This is a genomic window from Teichococcus vastitatis, from assembly GCF_003604215.1.
In the GTDB taxonomy this organism is placed as follows: Bacteria; Pseudomonadota; Alphaproteobacteria; order Acetobacterales; family Acetobacteraceae; genus Pseudoroseomonas; species Pseudoroseomonas vastitatis.
In genome coordinates, this window is sequence record NZ_QXGS01000013.1 from 65503 (window position 1) to 84676 (window position 19174).

The 19174-nt window shown below is 69.9% G+C and carries 17 protein-coding genes; 5 read left to right on the top strand and 12 right to left on the bottom strand.

The window, feature by feature from the left end; genetic code table 11:
* Nucleotides 1-3 precede the first annotated feature (3 nt).
* The 3 genes from nrdR to rpiB are packed head-to-tail and all read right to left on the bottom strand — an operon-like array spanning nt 4 to nt 2240.
* Complete coding sequence (nrdR, locus tag D2K64_RS15385) at nt 4-465, bottom strand: transcriptional regulator NrdR (protein WP_120009264.1); 462 nt, start codon at nt 463-465, stop codon at nt 4-6.
* A gap of 24 nt (nt 466-489) precedes the next feature.
* Nucleotides 490-1773: a serine hydroxymethyltransferase gene (gene glyA, locus D2K64_RS15390; RefSeq protein ID WP_120009265.1), complete on the bottom strand. Its 1284-nt coding sequence runs from the start codon at nt 1771-1773 to the stop codon at nt 490-492.
* A gap of 5 nt (nt 1774-1778) precedes the next feature.
* Nucleotides 1779-2240: a ribose 5-phosphate isomerase B gene (gene rpiB, locus D2K64_RS15395; RefSeq protein WP_120009266.1), complete on the bottom strand. Its 462-nt coding sequence runs from the start codon at nt 2238-2240 to the stop codon at nt 1779-1781.
* A 200-nt stretch (nt 2241-2440) separates the two neighbouring features.
* Here rpiB and D2K64_RS15400 point away from each other — a divergent pair, with 200 nt between their 5' ends.
* A complete protein-coding gene (locus D2K64_RS15400) occupies nt 2441-3748 on the top strand; it encodes an O-acetylhomoserine aminocarboxypropyltransferase/cysteine synthase family protein (RefSeq protein WP_120009267.1) in 1308 nt (435 codons plus the stop codon).
* Nucleotides 3745-4773, top strand: coding sequence for a porphobilinogen synthase (gene hemB / locus D2K64_RS15405; RefSeq protein WP_120009268.1), 1029 nt, complete (start codon nt 3745-3747; stop codon nt 4771-4773). Before D2K64_RS15400 ends, hemB begins: the two co-directional genes overlap by 4 nt.
* A gap of 38 nt (nt 4774-4811) precedes the next feature.
* Here the strand turns inward: hemB and D2K64_RS15410 are convergent, their stop codons facing one another.
* The 7 genes from D2K64_RS15410 to D2K64_RS15440 form a co-directional block, all read right to left on the bottom strand.
* Nucleotides 4812-5759, bottom strand: coding sequence for an aldo/keto reductase (locus tag D2K64_RS15410; protein ID WP_120009269.1), 948 nt, complete (start codon nt 5757-5759; stop codon nt 4812-4814).
* Nucleotides 5760-5862: 103 nt separating this feature from the next.
* Nucleotides 5863-7002 (bottom strand): alpha/beta hydrolase, encoded by a 1140-nt coding sequence (locus tag D2K64_RS15415; protein WP_120009270.1) that lies wholly within the window; start codon nt 7000-7002, stop codon nt 5863-5865.
* Nucleotides 7003-7616: 614 nt separating this feature from the next.
* Nucleotides 7617-8447, bottom strand: a complete 831-nt coding sequence (locus D2K64_RS15420; protein WP_120009271.1) for an MBL fold metallo-hydrolase — start codon at nt 8445-8447, stop codon at nt 7617-7619.
* Between the two features lie 67 nt (nt 8448-8514).
* Complete coding sequence (locus D2K64_RS15425) at nt 8515-9717, bottom strand: CaiB/BaiF CoA transferase family protein (RefSeq protein WP_120009272.1); 1203 nt, start codon at nt 9715-9717, stop codon at nt 8515-8517.
* A 75-nt stretch (nt 9718-9792) separates the two neighbouring features.
* Nucleotides 9793-11112, bottom strand: coding sequence for an SLC13 family permease (locus D2K64_RS15430; RefSeq protein ID WP_120009273.1), 1320 nt, complete (start codon nt 11110-11112; stop codon nt 9793-9795).
* Nucleotides 11113-11197: 85 nt separating this feature from the next.
* Complete coding sequence (locus D2K64_RS15435) at nt 11198-12787, bottom strand: malonyl-CoA decarboxylase (RefSeq protein WP_202910680.1); 1590 nt, start codon at nt 12785-12787, stop codon at nt 11198-11200.
* A 117-nt stretch (nt 12788-12904) separates the two neighbouring features.
* On the bottom strand, nt 12905-13552 hold the full coding sequence (locus tag D2K64_RS15440) for a GntR family transcriptional regulator (protein WP_120009274.1): 648 nt from the start codon (nt 13550-13552) through the stop codon (nt 12905-12907).
* 142 nt (nt 13553-13694) lie between these two features.
* On the opposite strand from D2K64_RS15440, the gene D2K64_RS15445 reads away from it, so the two are divergent.
* From D2K64_RS15445 to D2K64_RS15455, 3 genes are all read left to right on the top strand, one after another.
* On the top strand, nt 13695-15194 hold the full coding sequence (locus D2K64_RS15445; protein WP_120009275.1) for an aldehyde dehydrogenase family protein: 1500 nt from the start codon (nt 13695-13697) through the stop codon (nt 15192-15194).
* Between the two features lie 131 nt (nt 15195-15325).
* A complete protein-coding gene (locus tag D2K64_RS15450) occupies nt 15326-16615 on the top strand; it encodes an AmpG family muropeptide MFS transporter (protein WP_120009276.1) in 1290 nt (429 codons plus the stop codon).
* A gap of 70 nt (nt 16616-16685) precedes the next feature.
* Entirely contained in the window at nt 16686-17597 is a 912-nt protein-coding gene (locus tag D2K64_RS15455; RefSeq protein WP_157985874.1) for an alpha/beta hydrolase, read from the top strand.
* Here D2K64_RS15455 and sigJ read toward each other — a convergent pair.
* On the bottom strand, nt 17553-18473 hold the full coding sequence (gene sigJ / locus D2K64_RS15460) for an RNA polymerase sigma factor SigJ (protein WP_120009278.1): 921 nt from the start codon (nt 18471-18473) through the stop codon (nt 17553-17555). The two genes, D2K64_RS15455 and sigJ, sit on opposite strands and share 45 nt — an antisense overlap.
* Before the next feature lie 5 nt (nt 18474-18478).
* Nucleotides 18479-18928, bottom strand: coding sequence for a carboxymuconolactone decarboxylase family protein (locus tag D2K64_RS15465; protein WP_120009279.1), 450 nt, complete (start codon nt 18926-18928; stop codon nt 18479-18481).
* Between the last annotated feature and the right edge of the window lie 246 nt (nt 18929-19174).

Here is a 19174-nt window from a genome sequence, read left to right on the forward strand (position 1 = left end):
TTGTCAGCCGTTTCGGTTAGGGTCGAGCGCGCCGAGGAAGGCGTGGAAATCCGCCGCCTCGCCGAAATTCCGATAGACCGAGGCGAAGCGCACATACGCCACCTGGTCCAGTTCCTTCAGCGTTTCCATCACCATCTCGCCGATGGCGCGGGAGCTGATCTCGCTTTCGCCCTCGGCTTCCAGGCGGCGCTGGATGCCGTTGACGATGCGTTCCACCCGGTCCTCGTCCACCGGCCGCTTGCGCAACGCGATGCGGATGGAGCGGGCCAGCTTGTCGCGATCAAAGGCGACGCGCCGGTTGTCCGATTTCACCACCGTCAGCTCGCGCAGGGTGACGCGCTCGAAGGTGGTGAAGCGGGCGCCGCAGGAGGGGCAGGACCGCCGGCGGCGGATCGCCGCCCCGTCATCGGCGGGGCGGCTGTCCTTCACCTGCGTGTCTTCACTGCCGCAGAAGGGACAGCGCATCGGTCGCCCTCCTGCCCGGCTGCCTCAGCCGCGATAGATCGGGAAGCGTTCGCACAGCGCGTGCACGGCGATGCCGACCTCGCGCTCCACGGTGGCATTGCCCCCGGCATCGCTGGCGCGGGCGAGGCCGGCCAGCACCTGGCCGATCATGCGCCCGACCTCGCGGAATTCCGCTTCACCCAGGCCGCGCGTAGTGCCGGCCGGGGTGCCGAGCCGGATGCCGGAGGTGACGAAGGGCTTCTCCGGATCGAACGGCACGGCGTTCTTGTTGCAGGTCAGATGGGCGCGGCCCAGCGCCGCCTCCGCCGCCTTGCCGGTCAGCTTCATCGGCCGCAGATCCACCAGCATCAGGTGGTTGTCGGTGCCGCCGGTGACGATGCCGGCGCCCTGCGCCACCAGTTCGGCCGCCAAGGCCCGGGCATTGGCCACCACCTGCGCGGCATAGGCACGGAATTCCGGGCGCAGCGCCTCGGCGAAGGCCACCGCCTTGCCGGCGATCACATGCTCCAGCGGGCCGCCCTGCAGGCCGGGAAACACCGCGCTGTTCAGCTTCTTGGCCAACGCCTCGTCATTGGTGAGGATCATGCCGCCACGCGGGCCGCGCAGCGTCTTGTGGGTAGTGGTGGTCACCACATGGGCATGCGGGAACGGGCTGTCATGCGCGCCGCCCGCCACCAGGCCGGCGAAATGCGCCATGTCCACCATGAAGGTGGCGCCCACCTCGTCGGCAATGGCGCGGAACCGGGCGAAGTCCCAGGCGCGCGAATACGCCGATCCGCCGGCGACGATCACCTTGGGGCGGCTGTCGCGGGCGATGCGGGCCACTTCCTCCATGTTGATCAGGCCGGTGTCGCGCTCCACGGTATAGGGCGCGACCTTGAACCACTTGCCGGACTGGTTGGCCGCCGAGCCATGCGTCAGGTGCCCGCCGGCGGCGAGATCGAGGCCCATGAAGGTGTCGCCCGGCTGCATCAGGGCGAAGAACACCGCCTGATTGGCCTGGGCGCCGCTATGCGGCTGGACATTGGCGAAGCCGCAGCCGAAGAGCTGCTTGGCGCGCTCGATCGCCAGCGTCTCGATCCGGTCCACCACCTCGCAGCCGCCATAGTAGCGCTTGCCCGGCAGGCCTTCGGCGTATTTGTTGGTCAGGATGGAACCCTGCGCCTCCAGCACCGCCCTGGAGACGATGTTCTCGGAGGCGATCAGCTCGAGACCGTCCTGCTGCCGGACCAGTTCCTGCCCGATCAGGCTGGCGATGTCGGGGTCGGCCTCGGCCAGGGAGGCGCCGAAGAAGGACGGGCTGGGCATCGGGGTCAGGCCTCCTGGGCGGGGTGGGGCGTGATCTTGGCGACGCGGCGGGCGTGCCGGCCACCTTCATACGGCGTGGTCAGGAAAGCGGAAAGCGCATCCAGCACCACCTCTGGCCCCGTGGTGCGGGCGCCGAAACAGGCCACGTTGGCGTCGTTGTGGGCGCGGGTCAGCCGCGCCTCGGTGGTGTTGTGCACCACCACGGCCCGGATCGCCGGGTGGCGGTTGGCAGCGATCGACATGCCGATGCCGGTGCCGCAGACCAGCACGCCGAAGCCGGCCTGCCCCTCGCCCACGGCGCGCGCCACCTGGTGCGCAAAATCCGGGTAGTCGACGCTGCCATTGCCATGGGTGCCGAAATCCAGCACCGGATGGCCGGCCGCCTCCAGCGCGGCGCGCAGGCTGTCCTTCAGGGCGACGCCGGCATGGTCGGCGCCGAGGGCGATGGGGGTTTCGGCGGGGTTCATGGCGCTCCCGATACCACTTCTGGCCACCGGGGGAAATGCGACCCACCACGGCTTGCGTGCAATGCCGGCATGTGTCCCCGCGAGGCCGCGCCCCCTTGCGGCGGCGGCTCAGCCCTCCTGTCAGGGTTCGGCGCTGCCATGGTGCTGGCGCGGCGTGGCGCCGCATGGCACCACATCCCCAACACCATGGGAGGCCCAGCATGGCACAGAACCCTAGCACCCGCCCGGAAACCTTGGCCCTGCACGCCGGCTGGCGGGCCGACCCGTCCACCGGTTCGGTCGCGGTGCCGATCCACCAGACGACCTCGTTCCAGTTCCAGGACACCGGCCACGCGGCGCGGCTCTTCGCGCTGGAGGAGCTGGGCAACATCTACACCCGGATCATGAACCCCACGGTGGACGTGCTGGAAAAGCGCATCGCCGCGCTGGAAGGGGGCGTGGCCGGGCTGGCCCTGGCCTCCGGCCAGGCCGCCAGCGCCTTCGCCGTGATGAACCTGTGCGCGGCGGGGGACAACATCGTCTCCTCCACCGCCGTCTATGGCGGCACCTGGAACCTCTTCGCCAACACGCTGCGGCCGCTTGGCATCGAGGTGCGCTTCGTCGACCCGGCCGATCCGGAAAGCTTCGCCCGCGCCTCGGACGAGCGCACCCGCGCCTGGTATGCCGAAACGCTGCCCAACCCGAAGCTGGAGGTGTTCCCCATCGCGGAGGTGGCGGCGCTTGGCCGCGGCATGGGCATCCCGCTGATCATGGACAATACGGCGGCGCCGGTGATCTGCCGACCGTTGGAGCACGGCGCGGCCATCGTGATGCATTCCACCACCAAGTGGATCGGCGGCCATGGCAGCTCGATCGGCGGCGTGGTGGTGGATGGCGGCACCTTCGACTGGGCGGCGCATCCGGAGCGCTTCCCGACGCTGAACACGCCCGATCCCTCCTACCACGGCGCGGTCTGGACCGAGGCCGCCCGGCCGCTGGGACCGATCGCTTATCTGCTGCGCATGCGGACCTGCCTGCTGCGCGACTTCGGCGCGGCGATGAGCCCGATGAGCGCCTTCCTGTTCCTGCAGGGGGTGGAAACCCTGCCGCTGCGCATGGAGCGGCATTGCGCCAATGCCGACAGGGTCGCCGCGCACCTGGCCGGCCATGGTGCCGTGTCCAGGGTGATCCATCCCTCGGTGATGGAGGGCGAGCCACGCCGGCGGGCCGAGGCCCACCTCAAGGGCGGCTTCGGCGGGCTGCTCGGCTTTGAGCTGAAGGGCGGCGCCGAAGCGGGACGCCGCTTCATCGAGGCGCTGCGCTTGTTCTACCACGTCGCCAACATCGGCGATGCACGGTCGCTGGCGATCCATCCCGCCACCACCACCCACAGCCAGCTTTCGCCGGACCAACAACTGGCTGCCGGCGTCACGCCGGGCTATGTGCGGCTTTCGGTCGGCATCGAGCACATCGACGACATCCTGGCCGATCTGGACCAGGCCCTGGCCGCAGCAGGAGGAACCGCATGACCTCAGCCGCCGCGCGCGCCCCGACCGCTTTCGGGGGCGCCTTTCCCGCCATCCGGCCGCGCCGCAACCGCTTCGACAGCTGGACGCGCCGCCTGGTGGCGGAGAACCGCCTGTCGGTGGACGACCTGATCTGGCCGATCTTCGTCATGGACGGCGAGAACACCACCTCCGAGGTCGCCTCCATGCCTGGCGCCTGGCGCGTCACGCTGGATCGGCTGGAGGCGCATGTGGCGCCGGCCGCCGAGCTGGGCATCCCGGCCATCGCCCTGTTCCCCATGACACCCTCGGGGAAAAAGGACGCGGAGGGCAGCGAGGCCGCCAACCCCGAGAACCTGATATGTCGCGCCGCCCGCATCCTGAAGCGGCACTTTCCGGATGTGGGGTTGGTGGGCGACGTGGCCCTCGATCCCTACACCGACCATGGGCATGACGGCGTGATCCGCGACGGCTACGTCGCCAATGACGAATCGGTGGCGCTGCTCAGCGCCCAGGCGGTGGTGCAGGCCCAGGCGGGGATCGACGTGATCGCCCCCTCCGACATGATGGATGGCCGCGTCGCCGCCATCCGCGCGGCGCTGGATGCGAAGGGGCTGATCCACACCCGCATCATGTCCTACGCCGCCAAATACGCTTCCGCCTTCTATGGCCCGTTCCGGGACGCGCTGGGCTCCGGCGGGGTGCTGAAGGGCGACAAGAAGACCTACCAGATGGACCCGGCCAATTCGGACGAGGCGCTACGCGAAGTGGCGCTGGACCTGGCCGAGGGCGCCGACATGGTGATGGTGAAGCCGGGCATGCCCTATCTCGACATCGTGCAGCGGGTGAAGGCCGAGTTCCGGGTGCCGACCTTCGCCTACCAGGTCAGCGGCGAATACGCGATGATCATGGCCGCCGTGCGCCATGGCTGGCTGGACCACGACAAGGCGATGCTGGAAAGCCTGATGGCCTTCAAGCGGGCCGGGGCCGACGGCGTGCTGACCTATTTCGCGGTGGAAGCCGCCCGGCGGCTGCGCGAGCAGCGCTGACGCAGCCGAACGGAACGGCCTCCCCGCGGCAGTGAGGATCAGGCAGAGGCGGCGTTCAGGGCCTCGATGTCCGCCGCATCCAGCGTCAGCGTGGCGGCCGCGATCATTTCCTCCAGCTGTTCGAGCCTGGTGGCACTGGCGATCGGGGCGGTGATGCTGGGCCGGGCCATGAGCCAGGCCAGGGCCACCTGCCCCGGCTTCACGCTGTGCCGCGCCGCCACCTCGTCCAGGGCCTTCAGCACCGCTTCGCCCTTCGGGTTCAGGTATTTCTTCAGGCCGCCACCGCGCGGCGACTGGCCCAGATCGGCCTCGGAGCGGTACTTGCCGGTCAGGAAGCCGGCGGCGAGCGAGAAATAATTGATGACGCCGAGCCCTTCGGCCTCGCACAGGGGCTCGAGCGCGTTCTCGTAGCCGGCGCGTTCCAGCAGGTTGTAATGCGGCTGCAGGCTCTCATAGCGCGGCAGGCCGTGCTTCGCGCTCGCCTCCAGCGCCGCCTTCAGGCGCGGCGCCTCGTAGTTGGAAGCGCCGATGGCGCGCACCTTGCCTTCCCGGATCAGCGCATCATAGGCCGCGAGCGTCTCCTCCAGCGGAGTCTCGGGGTCATCCCTGTGCGACTGGTACAGATCGATGCGGTCGGTACGGAGCCGGCGCAGCGAATCCTCCACCGAGCGGCGGATGTGGTCCGGCTGCAATCCCTTGCGGTCCGGCGCCATTTCCATGCCGACCTTGGTGGCGATCACCACCTGGTCGCGCTTGCCGGAGCGGTCGAGCCATTTGCCGATCACGGCCTCCGATTCGCCGCCCTGGTGTCCGGACGCCCAGCGCGAATACACATCGGCCGTGTCGATGAAGTTGAAGCCGGCCTCGACGAAGCGGTCGAGCAGGCGAAAGGACTCGGCCTCACCGGCGGTCCAGCCGAACACGTTTCCACCGAAGCAGAGCGGCGAAACGGACAGGCCGGAACGGCCCAGCGATCGCATCATCATGCGGCAAGCATCCCCTTCAGGAGGTGCGAAGCACCCCTGCGGGGATGCTGCCATGGCAGGGCCGTGCGCGACACCCGCGCACGGCCGGGGTCACGCGGCCGTGTCAGCCGCGCGGCGTCCTACGCGCCGGCACCACCACCGCCGGCGCCGGCAGCGCGAAGGCCGAGCGCAGCTCGCCGGCCACGAAGCGCTGCGCGTCGCCGGCCTTGGCCAGTACGGAGGGGTCGGCGCCGAAGAATTCATGCGTCACGCCCTGAAAGTCGCGTGACACCACGGTGACGCCGCTTTCCTGCAGGCGCGAGGCCAACCGCGTGCCGTCATCGTGCAGCGGGTCGATCTCGGCGGTGACGATGATCGCCTTGGGCAGGCCACGCAGCTCGGCGCGGCCATACACGTTCAGCCGCGGGTCCTGCGCATTCGCCGGGCTGGCCGAATAATGATCGAAGAACCATTTCATCATCGCCGCGTTCAGCGGCTTGGCATTGGTATTCGCCACATAGGAGGGCGTCGTCATGTCGGTGCCGGCCACCGGATAGATCAAACCCATCGCCACCGGCAGCGGTGCCCGCGCCTCGCGCGCCGCCATGGCGACGTTGATCGCCAGATTGCCGCCCGCGCTCTCGCCCACCACTGCGACGCGGCTCAGATCGGCGCCGAGCGAAGCGGCGTTGCCGAGCGCCCAGATATAGGCGGCGTAGGCATCCTCATGCGCGGCCGGGAACTTGTTCTCCGGGGCCTGGCGGTAGTGCACCGACAGCACGATGGCTTCCGATTCGGCGGCCAGCGCGCGCGCCGACGCGTCGTAGGTGTCCAGGTTGGCGATCACGAAGCCGCCGCCATGGAAGTAGACGATCATCGGCAGCGGCGCGCGCGGCGCCTGCCCGGACCGCAGCGGCTCCACCGGGCTGTACAACCGCGCCGGCATCGGGCCGCCCCGGCCCGGGATCTCCAGGTCCCGCACCACGGGAAGGGTCCGCGGGGCGTCCGAGCGGCCGAGCGCCCGCAGGCGGTGCCGCACCGCTTCCGTCATGCCGGGCTGCAGGCGCGCCTCGGCGGGGCTCAGCGTCTCGATCGGCTGCGGACGCAGGGCCTGCAGGCTTTCCAGCAGGGCGCGCATCTGCGGATCGGCGCGGCCGGTCGGGTCCGCCGGCGGCAGCGGCGCCGACGGCGTCGCGCAGGCAGCCACAAGGCCAGCCATTCCCAACGGCAGCATCAGACTGGCGCGGCGCGAGATCATGGTCATTCGGCTTCTCCTCCGTCCCGGCCGCGCCGGGACATGCGGTGAGGCGAACGTGGGCTTCACGGCAAGGTTGCGCCGACGGCGGAACGGCGTGGCCGTGGCGACGGCAGGGCGGCGACCGGAACCGCGACTCTGCCAGCGATGATTTACTTTGGTCCGCACAATGCCACGGCGGAGAGACTGACTGCCACCGGACCGGACGGACAGAGACCCCACGCGACGTCACCGGCTGGCGAGCGGCTCCGGGACCTTTCGCCTCGAACGGCTCCAACGGCATAGCGGCGGCAGGATGAGGTCAGCGATGAAGGGGCCGCTTTGCCGCGGGATGGACGTCCGGCGATCCTGCATCGCGGGCGCCGGACCAGGCGGCGTGCCGAAGCCGGCCAACCTGGCTTGACGGCATTGTGGCCGGTCCCGTCGGTCGGGAGGCGGCCATCGCAGCGTGCCGCGCCGAAAGGCAGGTGCCCTCAGGTCGGGGTGGCATCGGTGTCTATCCCCTGCCGTTTCCAGCCAGTCCGGAGGGCCTATCAGGGCCCTGGTTTCCACCGCCGGCACGGGCGCGACAGCAGCCGGGCACGCATGCGGACCCGTGCAGGCCTATCCGCGCCTGCCGCGCGTCACGGCGTGCGCAGATGCGGCGGCACCGCCACCGCCTCGAAGTCGCGGGCCAGCGCATGCAGGGCCGAACGGAGCGCCGGGCCTTGCATGGCGCGTCCGTGGCCGGGCACCAGGATCTCCGGCTCCAGCCTGGCGAGCCGCCGGGCCGATTCGGCGGCCGAAATCCAGTCGGGCGTGAAGTAACGGGGCGGTCCGTGCAGTTCCGGTGCCTGGGTCGCCGCGGCATAGGCGGATTCCTGCGCCGTCGTGACCACGGCATCGCCGGATACCAGCAGGCGATCCTCCTCCCGCCAAAGGGAAACATGGCCCGGCGCATGGCCCGGCGTGTGCAGCCAGCGCCAGCCCGGCATCCCCGGGACGCTACCGTCCTCCGGCAGCGGCAGCAGCCAACGGCTGACATTCACCGGCGAGCGGGGAAACAACGGCGCCAGGAGCGGCATCAGCCCGCCGCCCGCGCGGGTATCGGGCGGCGGGTAGGACTGGCCGCCGTTCAGGAAGGGGTGCTCCAGCGGATGGGCATAGACCGGCACCTCCCATTCATTGGCCAGGGTTTCCAGCACGCCCACATGATCGAAATGCCCGTGGGTCATCACGATCGCCCGCGGCGGGTGGTCCAGGAACCGCTCGGCGGCCGCCCGGCGGATAATGCCGGCGGTGCCGGGCAGTCCGGCATCGATCAGCACCCAGTCGCCACTGCCGGGCGTGCCCCAGAACGCCACGTTGACGATGGCTAGCCTCCGATAGGCGACGTCCGGGGCCACTGCCAGTGTGCCGTCGGGCTGCTCCAGGCCGGCGATGGCCTCCGGCGTGAGCGGGATCTGCTGGGTCATGCGCGCCTCCCTGTGCTTGGGAAGGCAAACCGGCGGCGCCGGCCGGGGTTGCCGGCGCCGCCATCCGTCACACCAGCTTCTGCTCGCGCAACGCGGCGATCTCGGCGGCGGAATAGCCGAGGCTCAACAGCACCTCCTCGGTATGTTGGCCCAGCACGGGGGCGGCGGAGCGGTAGTCGGGCGGCGTGGCCGACAGTTTCACCGGGTTCGCGACCACCGTCACCTCCTCCCCCGAGGCATGCGGCATCTTCACCAGCATCTCGCGCGCCTGGACGTGCGGGTCGGCGAAGACGCGGTCCAGCGTGTTGATCGGGCCGCAGCCGATCTTCAGCGCCTCCAGCTTGCTGATCCATTCATCCGTCGGCATGGTCCTGGTCACCGCCGTTAGCGTCTCGGTCACCAGGGCGCGGTTGCCGACGCGGGCGGCATTGGTGGCGTAGCGCTCATCGGCCAGCAGGTGCTCCAGCGCGAAGTTCCTGCAGAAGCGCTCAAAGGTCGGGTCGTTGCCGATGGACAGCACCATGTAGCCATCGGCCGTGGGAAACACCTGATAGGGCACGATGTTGGGGTGCTGGTTGCCGAGGCGCGGCGGGTTCTCGCCGGTCGCCAGATAATTCATGCCCTGGTTGGCCAGCCATGCCACATGCGTGTCCAGCATGCCGATGTCGATCTGCTGCCCCTCGCCCGTCGCCTGCTTGTGGCGCAGCGCGGCCAGGATGCCGATGGTGCCGTAGAGGCCCGCGAACAGGTCGGCCACCGGGATGCCGACCTTCTGCGGCTCGCCCTCGGGCTCCCCGGTCAGCGACATCACGCCGCCCATGGCCTGGATCAGCGCGTCGTAACCGGGGCGCGGCGCGTAAGGGCCCGTCTGGCCGAAGCCGGTGATCGAGCAGTAGATCAGGCCCGGATATTGCCCCTTCAGCTGTTCCCAGCCCAGGCCGTATTTGGCGAGCGCACCGACCTTGAAGTTCTCCACCAGGATGTCGGCGTTGGCGAGCAACCTGTGCACCACCGCCTGCGCCTCGGGCTTGGCGATGTCGAGGGTGATGGATTTCTTGTTGCGGTTGACGCCCACGAAATATGCGCTTTCGCGGGTGTTCGGCATGAAGGGCGGCGCAAAGCCACGGGTGTCGTCGCCGGCTTCAGGACGCTCGATCTTGATCACCTCGGCGCCGAGATCCCCCAGCATCTGGGTACAGGTGGGACCGGCCAGCACCCGCGTCAGGTCGACGACGCGCAAGCCTTTCAGGGGTCCGCTCGGTTCGCTCATGGCATTCGCTCTTTCATGCTTCGTCAGGGACACAGCCAAGGGGATCATAAAGCTCGAGGGATCACAAACAGGGCCTCACAGCCAGCCGGGCACGATCAGCACGGCCCAGGCCAGGGCCGGACCGGCGACGACCACCAGGCCGCTGTAGATCAGGAAGCGGCGGAACAACCGCTCGCGCTCGCCTTCCGGCGCGTTGGCCAGCACCAGCGCGCCATTGGTCGAGAACGGGCTGACATCGACGATGGTGGCGGAGATCGCCAGCGAGGCGATCATGCCGACGGCGCCGATCTCGCCCCCTGCCAGAAAGGGAACCGCCAGCGGGATGATGGCACCCAGGACGCCGGTGGAGGAGGCGAAAGCCGAGACGACACCGCCGATGTAGCAGAGCAGCAGCGCCGCCAGCATGGGCGAGCCGAGCCCGGCGACGCCGTTCGAGACGCTGTCGATGGCGCCTGATTTCTGCAGCACGCCGACATAGGTGATGACCCCGGCGATCAGCAGCACGGTGGACCAGCTCACCTTGTCGATCGCGCCCTTCTGCGCACTGGGCGACAGCAGCGCCAGCAGCACGGCGATGGTGATCGCCACCATGCCGACGTTCAGGCCGAAGGCCAGAGAGCCGACGCCCAGGACCACCAGACCGGCCAGGGTCAGGAGTTGGTCCCGGGTGGCCCCGGCGGGTGCATGGTGCTCGCCATTCGGCGCCGCCTGGGTGCCGCCATGGCCGCGCACCGGCAGGGAGGCGCGGCCGCCTTCCTCGAAATCGGCATGCGAGCCGGTATCGCGCCGGCCGATCAGCCGGCTACCGCCGAAGGCGAAGAACACGCCCACCGCGACTAACAGGTTGAACAGCAGGGATGCCAGGAACAGCACCGTCTCGTCACCCGGCAGCCCGGCCCGGCTGACGATCTGGTTGGTGATGCCGCCATAGATGGAAATGGGCGAGAAGCCCCCGCCCTGCGCGCCGTGCACTACTAGCAGACCCATCATCAGCGGATCGATCCGGTAGTGGCGGGCGAAGCGCAGCGCGATCGGCGCGATGATCGCCACCGCTGCCGGACTGACCGCGCCCACCGCCGTCAGCACGGCCGCGACGCCGAACATCACCCAGGGAATGGCGACCACCCGCCCACCCACGGCGCGCACCGCCCAATGCACCAGCAGGTCGATGGTGCCGTTCTTCTGCGCGATGGCGAACAGGTAGGTGATGCCGACCAGCGTGACGAACAGGTCGCCGGGAAAGCCCGCCAGGACGGCGTTGGCGTTCATGCCGACGAAGACGGTGCCGACCAGGAAGGCCAGCGCGAAGGCCAACGCGCCCATGTTGATCGGCAGCGCGGTGCCGACCACGAACATCACGACCAGCCCCAGGATGGAGGCAAGGGATGGAGACACTTGGAACGTTCCTTGATCTTGGCGCGGCACCGGGTGCCGTGCGGCTCGTCGGGCGGCGCCGGAGCGCCGCCGGCTGTTCAACCGGTCAGGCCGCCGGCTTGCTGTCCGCCTCCTCGGAAGCCGGTGCAGAGGGCGCGTCCTGCGTTGGCTCGGCTGTCTTGCGGCCGGGCTTCGCGCCGCCCTTGGCGGCAGCCGGCTTGCCGGGGTCGCCGGAGCCGCCGAGCAGCCGCGGCAGGTAGTTGGCGCGTCCCTTGCCCGCCGCCACTGCCGGCATGGCCAGCAGGGCGTCCACCGGAGCCGAGCGGGCCACCGTGCCGGAGCGGGTGAAGGCCTCGTGGTTCGCCTCGATGCTGTCCGGATCGTAGAGGTAGTTCACCATCACGCCGTAGGATTCCGTCATACCGCGCGCGGCGGTGTTGCCGAGCCAGTTGATCCGCTCCAGCCGCGCGCCATTGCCCAGGTGGAAGCGGGCCACGGGATCAATGTTGCCCATGCCGGTGTTGGGGCGCGTCAGGTATTCGGCGGCCAGCCGCAGCAGCGGCGGGCGCAGCGCCGCTTCGCGCAGCGGGTCTATCCACCATTCGCCGGTGGCCAGGCTGTCCAGCACGGCCGCGGCGGCGGGTGCCCCGGCCCCCTCCTCCGCCGCCCCGGCCGGGATGTGCAGGGCGAGGATCGCGGCTTCCTCGCCGGCGCGGAACAGGTCGTCACCGCCACGGTCCAGCCTTCGCTTGAGCCAGCGGCGGAAGCCGGGCACCGGCGACAGGGTGGAAAAGCGCTTCACCTCGGGCAGTTCCGCCTTCAGCTCCTCCACCACCTGCTTGATCAGGAAGTTGCCGAAGGACACGCCGCGCAGCCCTTCCTGGCAGTTGGAGATGGAATAGAAGATGGCGGTGTCGAATTCGGCCCGCGCCGACCCGTCCTGCGGCGCCAGCAGCGGCTGGATGGCCCCGGCCAGACCCTGGGTCAGCGCCACCTCGACGAAGATCAGCGGCTCGCCCGGCAGGGCACGGTGGAAGAAGGCGAAGCAGCGGCGGTCCGGCGCCAGGCGGCGGCGCAGATCCTGCCATCCCATGATCTCGTGCACCGCCTCATAGTCGATCAGCTTCTCCAGGATCGCCGCCGGGGTATCCCAGTCGATGCGGCGCAGCTCCAAGAAGCCGCGGTTGAACCAGGAGGCGAACAGGTGCTGCAGGTCGGCGTCGAGCGGCTTCAGCTCGGGGTGCTTCTTCAACTCGCCCAGCAATTCCTGCCGCAGCTGCACCAGGGCGGCGGTGCCGCCGGTGGCCATGTTCATGCGGCGCAGCAATTCCTGCCGCGGCGGCTCCGCCTTCTCGAACAGGGTCATGGCCCGGGCCGCCGACGGCTCGTCGAGATAAGCCTGCGCGGCGGCGCGCAGCGTGGCCTCGTCCGGCAGGAAATCGCTGGCCAGCAGGGCACGGAAGGCGGCCCGATCCTCGGCATTGAGGTCGTGCAGCACGCTGAGCAGCTCGCGCGCCACGGCGGCGCCCGATGCTTCGCCGCGTTCCGACAGGAGGGCGCGGGCCAGCAACTCGGCCCGCACCAGCGGCGGGCGGGCAATGGCCGGCACGTCGGCATAGGGGCGGCCGCGATCGGCGATGCCGGCCCAGAGCCGCTCCAGCCAGGTCCGGGCGCCCATGGTGATGGAAGTGGCCATATGGTGTCGCTCCCCGGTCGCAGTGGTGGGTCGCCGGCAGTATTGGCCACGACCAGGGGATTGGAAACCGTAATTATGCGGGACCGGCCTTCACCCTGGATCCTGCATGCGAATCAGTTAGGTCCTGGCCTTGCGCATATACTGGGCCAGGGCGGCGCTGGCAGTCAGGATATGCACGCGCATCAGGTGGCCCGCTTCCTCGCCGGCGCCCCGCAGCACTTGTTCCAGGATGGAGGCATGCTCGGCGAAGGAACGCTCGATGCGATGATGCTCGTTGAACTGGGCGCGGCGATAGGGCGCCAGGCGCAGCCGGAGCGAGGCCGCGTGCTCGGCCAGCACGCCGTTGTGGGTGCCGCGGTAAAGCTGGTTGTGAAAGCCGCGATTGTATTCGTCATAGGCGTCCAGCGCCGGCTCGGCCGGGTTGAAGCCGGCATGGAGGGATTGCAGGCCGAACCGCTCGGTCGCGGTCATGCGGTAGGTGGCGAGGCGGGCGCACATCGCCTCCGTTTCCGCCAGCAACTCGAACATCTCGGCCAGTTGTTCGGTGGTGACGCTGGCGACCCGGGCGCCCCGGCGCGGCTCGATCACCACCAGCCCGGCGGCGGCCAGCTCGCGCAGCGCCTCCCGGGCGGGGGTGCGGGACGCGCCGAAGCGCTCGGCCAGCTGGCTTTCATCGATCACGCTGCCGGGCGCCAGGCGCCCCGCGGTGATGTCGTCGGCCAGCGTCAGGCGGATGGTTTCGGCGAGGGTGGTGAAACGGGTCATGGCCCGGCGATGCTGCCCCGGTCCGGCGCGGCGCGAAAGGCCCCCGCTTGCGGCGGCACCGGCCTTGGGGGCATGGTCGCCGCTTCGTACCGCGACCCTGGGGCCACGCTCCCGGCGGCCGCGTCCGCCGGAGGAGAACGCCATGCCCGAAACCCCTGACGCCCCGACCCTGGACCAGGCCGCCCTCGCCCGCGCGTTGTCCGGCTTTCACCTGATCGGCGGCAAGCTGACCCGCCCGGTGAACGGCAAGCTGTTCCCGGTGGTGAACCCGGCCACCGGCGCCACCGTCGCCGAAGCCGCCGATGGCGATGCCGCCGACGTGGAGGCCGCGGTGGCGGACGCCGCGCGGGCGCAGAAGGAATGGGCGCTGCTGCCCTCGCGCAGGCGCGGCGCGCTGGTGCATCAGGCGGCGCAGCTGATCCGCAGCCATGTGGAGGAGCTGGCGCGCCTGGTCGCGCTGGAAACCGGCAAGGCGCTGCGCACCGAGAGCCGCGTCGAGGCCAACAACGTCGCCGACATCTTCGAGTTCTTCGGCGGCCTGGGCGGTGAGCTGAAGGGCGAGACGGTGCCGTTCGGCCCAGATGTGCTGAACATCACGGTGCGCGAGCCGCTTGGCGTGGTGGGCGCCATCATCCCGTGGAACATCCCGATGATGCTGATGGCGCTGAAGGCGGCGCCCGCGCTGGTCGCCGGCAACAGCATCGTGGTGAAATCGGCCGAGGAAGCGCCGCTCGCGGTGCTGCGCATCGTCGAGCTGATGAACCGGGTCCTGCCGCCCGGCGTGTTCAACATCCTCTCCGGCCAGGGCCCGGAATGCGGCGCGCCGCTGGTGGCGCACCCGCTGGTCAGGAAAGTGACCTTCACCGGCTCGGTCGAGACCGGCAAGATCATCTCCCGTACCGCGGCCGACAAGCTGATCCCGGTGACGCTGGAGCTGGGCGGCAAGTCGCCGATGATCGTGTTCGCCGATTGCGACTTCGAGAAGACGGTGCAGGGCGCGCTGACCTCGATGCGCTTCACCCGCCAGGGGCAAAGCTGCACCGCCGCGTCGCGCATCTTTGTCGAGCGGCCGATCTACGACCGCTTCGTGGCGGAGATGACGCAGCGGGTCAACGCCATGGTCATGGGCGACCCGCTGGACGAGAAGACCGACATCGGCACCATCATCTCCCCTGCGCAGTACGAGAAGGTGCAGGGCTTCATCGCCGAAGGCAAGAACACGGCGGGGGCCGAGGGCCGCGCCTGCGCCCGGATGCCGGAGGACCCGGCGCTGCGCAAGGGCCTGTTCATCCAGCCGCACATCTTCACCGGCCTCGACAGGAACAGCCGGCTGGTGCGGGAGGAAATCTTCGGCCCCGTCACCGTTGTGTTTCCCTTCGACGATGCCGAGGCGGTGCTGCAGGACTCCAACGACACCGAGTTCGGCCTCGCGGCCAGCGTCTGGACCAACAACCTGAAGATCGCGCTGCGCTTCGCGCACCGCATCGAGGCGGGGCTGGTGCAGGTGAACCAGAACCTCGTGGTGCAGCCCAACCTGTCCTATGGCGGCGTCAAGAATTCCGGCCTCGGCAAGGAGGCGAGCCTGGAATCCATGCTGGAGCACTTCACTCACAAGAAGACCATCATGGTGAACATGGCCTGATGGCCTCACGGCATGGTGGGCATGGCCCGGCCGGGCCAGGCGGACGGCACCCGGTGGAGAAGGCGTAGCCCGGAGGCCCGGCTGCGCGCGGCGGTAGGAAATCCGCCGCGCCCATGGCAGGTTGCGGCGCGATGCGCATGCTGGCCCTGCTGAAAAATCCCCGTTTCCTGGTAATGCTGGCCCTCGGCTTCTCGGCCGGGGCACCGCTGCCGCTGCTGCTCGGCATCCTGCGGCGCTGGATGACCGAATCCGGCATCTCACTCACCGAGATCGGCATGACGGCGCTGATCGGCCTGCCCTACTCGCTGAAATTCCTCTGGTCGCCGCTGCTCGACAACGCCAGGCCGCCCTTGTTCCGCGCCTGGGGACGGCGGCGCGGGTGGCTGGCGGTGATCCAGCCGCTGCTGATGCTGGCCATCCTGGCCATGGGGATGACCGACCCGGCGGTGGCCCCGCTGACTACGGTGTGCGCCGCCATCGCCGTGGCCTTTCTGTCGGCCAGCCAGGACATCGTGATCGATGCCTACCGCATCGAGATGCTGGAGGAGCGGGAACAGGGTTTCGGCCTTGCTGGCTATGTCTGGGGCTACCGGCTGGCCTTGCTGGCGGTGGGCGCCGGGGTGCTGGCGCTGTCCGAGCAATGGGGCTGGAGCCTCGCCTTCGCCTATGCGGCGGCGCTGGTGCTGGTGGGCTTCGCCGCCGTCTGGCTCGGGCCGGACGTGCTGTCGCCGCGGCCCCCGGCACCGCTCGGCGATCTCGCGACGCGGCTGCGCATCGCCGTGGTGCATCCCTTCACCGACTTCATGCGTCGCCGCTACTGGCTGCCGATCCTGTTGTTCGTGGCCTTGTTCAAGCTGGGCGAGGCGCTGGCGGCGGTGATGGTGACGCCGTTCCAGGCCCAGCTCGGCTTCACCCGCACCGAGGTGGCGCAGGTCGGCAGCGTATTCGGCCTGATCGCCACGCTGCTCGGCGCGCTGGCCGGCGGCTGGCTGGTGGCGCGGATCGGTACGGCGCGCGCCCTGGTGCTGACCGGCTTGGCACAGATGCTGTCAAACGTGATGTACATCTGGCTGGCCTATGCCGGGCACGACATGACGGTGTTCTACTTGCAGACGGGGGTGGAGAACTTTACCGACGGCCTCGCCGATGCGGCCTTCCTCACCTACCTTTCGGCGCTCACCAGCCGGGCCTTCACCGCCACTCAATACGCGCTGCTATCCTCGCTGGCGGCAGTCGGCACGCGTACTGTGGGCGCCTTCAGCGGCTCACTGGCGGAGGCGCTGGGTTGGCCCGGCTTCTTCACCCTGACCATGCTGGCGGCGCTGCCGGCCATGGGCATCATGCTGTTCCTGCTGCGCCGCCTGCCGCCACCGCCGCGCCCGGCCGTGCTGGCCACGGCCGGCGGGCCGGAGGTCGGCTGAGGTCTGCCATCTCCCAGCCAGCTTCGGCGCGGGAACGCCGGTGATCCTTCCTCCTTCCGGAGCCTCCGCCGTGTGTTCTGTGCCCCTGCCCCGACGCGCCCTCGCCGGCCTCGCGCTCGCTGCCGCAGCGCCGCGCCTGACGCGGGCAGCAGCCGCCGCGACATCCCTTCGCAGTACCGAATGGGAGATGCGGACGCCGGCCGGCATCCGCCACCGGATCCAGCTCGGCTGGCCGGACGCGCTGCCCCCCGCCGGCGGCTATCCCGCCATGCTGCTGCTGGACGGGCAAACCACCTATCCCATGGCCCAGGCCGTGGCGCAGCCGCCGAGCGGGCAGGAACCACCTCGCGACCTGGAGGCAGCGCTGCTGGTGGGCCTGACCTATCCGGAGGATGCGTTCGACTCGGGCCTCGGTGTCGATTCCCGCACCCGCGACTACACCCTTCCCGGACCCTCGGCGCCGCCCGGCGCCGGCGGGGTGGAGGCCTTCCTCGACTTCATCGAGAATCATCTGCTGCCGGAGCTGGCAAGCCGTTTCCCGCTCAACCCCGATCGGCTGGCGCTGTTCGGCCATTCCTATGGCGGGCTCTGCGCGCTGCACGCCTTCTTCACCCGCCCCGCCCTGTTCGGCACCACGATCGCCGCCAGCCCCTCGATCTGGTGGCAGCAGGGCGTGCTGCTGAAGGAGGAGCAGCGCTTCGTCGCCGCCCTGCCTCCGGGCACATCGCGCCGCCACCTGCTGATCACGGTCGGTGCGCGCGAGCAGCGCAGCGAGGCCGAGCTGGCCGCCATGGAGCCGAGGCGGCGCGAGCGTGCGCAGAGCAGCAACATGGTGGGCCGGGCGGCGGCCATGGCCGAGCGCCTCGCTGGCCTCGGCGCCGGCGCGCCGCAGCTGGAGTTCGTCAGCTTCGCCGGTGAGGACCACGGCTCGGTGATCTCACCCGCCATGCGCCGCGCCCTGCGATTCGCCCTCGGCCGCTGAGGCGTCCGGCAGGCGCAGCGACAACAGCTTGCCCGGATTGCGGATGATATAGATGGCACTGATGCGGCCGTCGCGCAGTTCCAGGGCGGTGGTCTGCGGCAGCCCGTCCGGTTCCAGCGTGACGAAGCCGGGCAGCCCGTTGATGCGGCCAAGATGCAGCAGCGGCGGCACCCCCGGCAGCTTGCGCGCGAGGCCGGCGAAGAAGCGCCCGACCCAGTCGGCGCCGAAGACGGGGTTCAACGCGGCGGGGCGGATCCCGCCGCCATCGGTGTGCAGCACCGCATCGGCCGCCAGCAGGCCCCGCAGCGCCGCCAGGTCACCCTTCCGCGACGCGGTCAGAAAGGCGCGCGCCACCCGCTCCGCCTCCGCATCGGTGACCGGGAAGCGCGGCGCGGCCTCGGCCAGCCTGTTTCGCGCCCGGCTGGCCAACTTGCGGCAGGCCGGCTCGGCGCGGTTCAGCAGGGCGGCGATCTCGCTGAACGGCGTCTCGAACAGGTCGTGCAGGATGAACACGGCGCGCTCGGCTGGCGAGAGCCGCTGCAGGGTCAGCAGAAAGGCGACCGACAAGTCCTGCGCCTGCTCATGCGCCGCCTGTTGGGGCGGGCGCGGGTCCTCGATCACCGGCTCCGGCAGCCAGGGACCGACATAGCGCTCCCGTCGCACGCGGGCCGAGCGCAGGTGATCCAGGCTGAGCCGCGCCGCCACCGTCAGAAGCCAGGCGCGCGGCGCGGCGATGGCGGCGCGGTCGGCCGCCGCCCAGCGCAGGAAGCTGTCCTGGGCGATGTCCTCCGCCTCGGCGAGCGAGCCGGTCATGCGGTAGGCGAGGCCGATCAGGTCGGCCCGATGCGGCGCGAAGCTGGCGGCGGCATCGCCCATGCGGCTCACGCCTCGCGCAGGGGAGGCATGGAACGGAAGCCGATGGCCAGCCGGTTCCAGCTGTTGATGGCGCCGATCAGCAGGGTCAGCACCACCTTCTCGGCATCGGTGAAATGCGGTTCGAGGGCGGCGTAGTCGGCATCCGGCGCATGGGTTTCGGCGATCCGGGTCAGCGCCTCGGTCCAGGCCAGCGCGGCCCGTTCGCGCGGGGTGTAGTGCGGCGCTTCCCGCCAGGCATCCAGCAGGTAGAGCCGGGCTTCCGTTTCCCCGGCGCGGCGGGCGTCGCGCGTGTGCATCTCGATGCAGAAGGCGCAGCCATTGATCTGCGAGGCCCGGGTCTTCACCAGCTCAACCAGGCGGTGTTCCAGCCCGCCATTCAACACCGCCTTCTCGAAGGCGTACATGCCGGCGAAGGCCTCGGGGGCGGCCGCCTGGGGATTCAGTCTCGGTTGCATTGATCGTTCCTGTGTTCCGACAACCTCAGGACGGCGGAGCAGCACGAGACGTGACCGGCCGCGGCGATTTTCCTGCCGTCGCCGCTAGATGCGGCGGAATTGCTGCCGAACGCTGGCGCCGCTGGCACGTTGAAGCGGAATGTTACAAAGCGAATGGCTTCCTGATTCCTACATCCTGATTCTCACCGGCTTCGGCGTGCTGATCGCCCTGGTGGCCTGGTTGCCGCTGGCCCTGAAGCGGCTGCC